We start from the raw sequence: 2,617 nt of genomic DNA, 5'->3' as shown, positions 1-2,617 counted from the left end.
TTTGGAATGAATTTCTCTTGATACCATGCCTTGCTTTTTCTTTTCAAAAGCAGGTAGCGTGTAAGCATACCAGCTAAAAAGGGAATACCCAGATAGATGAAAACAGATTCTGCCACTTCTCGCATCGAGATATCGACTACCGAACCTTCAAGTCCGAAATACTGGGGCAATACAGTGATAAAAACATAGGCATAGATGGAAAAGAAAAAGACTTGAAAGATACTATTGAAGGCTACCAAGCCTGCAGCGTATTCTGTATCGCCTTTTGCCAAATCATTCCAAACAATCACCATGGCAATACATCGTGCCAAGCCAATCAGAATTAAGCCAGTCATGTATTCAGGATAATCTCTCAGGAATAGAATGGCCAAGCCAAACATCAAGGTTGGACCTAATACCCAATTTTGTACGAGAGAAAGTAAAAGGACTTTGCGATTTTTAAAAACATCCTTTAGTTCTTCATATTTCACTTTTGCAAGTGGGGGATACATCATGATGATTAAGCCAATTGCAATCGGAATATTAGTACTGCCATATGACATGGAGTTCCAGAAGTTGGCGATATTAGGAAATAAGAATCCTGATGCAACACCAACAGCCATGGCGACAAAAATCCAGAGGGTTAAATACCTATCCAGGAATGATAGTTTTTTAGTTAAGCTTCCCATTATATTTATGTGGTTTATTTTTGGTTAATAGCTTCGAAATAAAGAAGTCTCTTTTATTTATTAAGAATATACTCTTCGTTAAACTTGGCAAAGTCACGACGAATTTCATCTCGGACTCTTCTGAAAACATTCATAACTTCTTCTTCATTACCTGGTGCATAAGCCGGATCGTCGAAACCGATGTGAACTCTTTTTCCAACAGGACCTAGGAATGCAGGACAAGCATCTTTCGCTCCACTACAAACTGAGATTAAGAAATCAACTCCTTCTTCAAGGAATACATCAACCATCTTCGGTCTAAGATCACTAATATCAATTCCGATTTCAGCCATTGCTTTAACTGCCAGCGGATGAACCTCATTTGCAATTTTAGTTCCAGCTGATACAACAGTTAATTCAGGGTTAATATCTCTTAAAATGGCTTCTCCCATTTGGCTACGACAAGAGTTTCCTGTGCATAAAATAAGTACTTTCATCTATCTATATATTTTGAAATTTGATTGTTCTGAGTTTAACAGCATTCTTCGTTTTGAGGTTGAATAGCTCCAAAGAAAGTATTGAAGGTTGATCCCAGGCTTTCAATAGCCACCTTATCAAGGCAATATCTCATCTTTAAGCCTTCAACTTCACCTTTTATTAGCCCTATGGCTTTTAATTCCTTCAAATGCTGAGAAACGGTGGTCCGACTAAGTGGCAGGTAATCCGATATATTACCTGAAATGCAGGTGTTGCAAGAAGCCAGATACTGCAAAATGGCAATTCTTGCAGGATGTGACAGGGCTTTGGCCAAATTTGCTAATTCTTGCTGCTGATTGTTAAAAAGGTCTAGTTTTTTCATCCTTACAGAATTCTTAATGTTTCATGTCGTAAACATACGACATTGTTCTGAGATTGCATATTAAGAGATTGTTAATTTTTTTGCTTTGATGATATGAAGTAATACGGTATATATACTGACGTAAACCAGCTTTCATAAATTAGCACCTATTCACGAATTAAATTTGATTCACAAGTTCAATTAAAATATTCGCATATTTTCAAGACATTTTAAGCATGTCAATAATCACCCACAATTACTTATTTCAGTCTTGAATATAGATCAGTTTGATCATTTGAATCAGTGCTTTAATATCAATAATTTGTTAGGTTTTAGGCATTAGTTTGACTCACGATATAACGCTAGCGTTCGATAATATTATGTGCTTTATAATTTTAAAGGAACGCGATACAATCGCGCACTAGTAAAGGGGGGAGTAAAATATAACGACCTCTGTTTAATGTTGCGATCTATAATATTTGATTGATGATAACCCCTATTCTAAAAAAATGATTCCTGTAGGGTGAATGATGGCTTCTGTTGCCAAAATTGAACGCCTATCGGGTAAATTGGTATTCCTTGCAGGTAAATTGAACGCCTATCGGGTAATTTGGTATTCCTTACAGGCAAATTGAACGCCTATCGGGTAATTTGGTATTCCTTACAGGTAAATTATACACCTATCGGGTAAATTGATTGATCTATCGGCTTAAAAACCCTCCTATCGGAAAACAAGTCAACTATCGTAGGGGTTACAGCTACATTTCATTTTTTTTATTTTGTTTTTTTCTTGTTATTTATGCCAATACGCCATCGTATTAGATGGATTCATCTTAAGTTTAAATGATACGGTATATAGGCTGACGCAAAGGCAGCTTTCATAAATAAACTCGAATTCACAAGCTCAATTAAAAGATTCACATATTAGGAAGACGTTTTAAGCACGTCATTAATCATGTACAATTACTTATTATAATAACAGACAACAAGAGTTATTTGAAAGTATTGCCATTTGAATAAAAGAAAGTATATTATGGAACTTAAAAAATGCTACAGATTAAAATATGAAAACGATTATCTCTCTGATACTATTAATATTTCTCTCCTCAACTTCTTTTGCACAATATTACAG

The 2,617-nt window shown here is 35.4% G+C and carries 3 protein-coding genes; all 3 read right to left on the bottom strand.

The genetic code is table 11. The annotated features are described in order from the left end of the window. Positions 1-668 (bottom strand): ACR3 family arsenite efflux transporter (gene arsB, locus ABY905_RS16285; protein WP_372645779.1); only part of this gene is annotated, 668 nt, incomplete at its 3' end. A 53-nt stretch (positions 669-721) separates the two neighbouring features. Next, entirely contained in the window at positions 722-1,144 is a 423-nt protein-coding gene (locus ABY905_RS16280) for an arsenate reductase ArsC (protein WP_372645777.1), read from the bottom strand. 35 nt (positions 1,145-1,179) lie between these two features. Continuing rightward, positions 1,180-1,506, bottom strand: coding sequence for an ArsR/SmtB family transcription factor (locus ABY905_RS16275; RefSeq protein ID WP_372645775.1), 327 nt, complete (start codon positions 1,504-1,506; stop codon positions 1,180-1,182). Between the last annotated feature and the right edge of the window lie 1,111 nt (positions 1,507-2,617).

This window comes from Ancylomarina sp. (genome assembly GCF_041555295.1).
Lineage (GTDB): Bacteria > Bacteroidota > Bacteroidia > Bacteroidales > Marinifilaceae > Ancylomarina.
The sequence above is the reverse complement of the archived record's forward strand: the minus strand, read 5'-3'. Positions and strand labels throughout refer to the sequence as shown.

What these genes read in the sequence shown, in the direction of transcription:
- ABY905_RS16280 (WP_372645777.1), bottom strand. Translation starts at nt 1,144, where the DNA reads ATGAAAGTACTTATTTTATGCACAGGAAACTCTTGTCGTAGCCAAATG.
- ABY905_RS16275 (WP_372645775.1), bottom strand. Translation starts at nt 1,506, where the DNA reads ATGAAAAAACTAGACCTTTTTAACAATCAGCAGCAAGAATTAGCAAAT.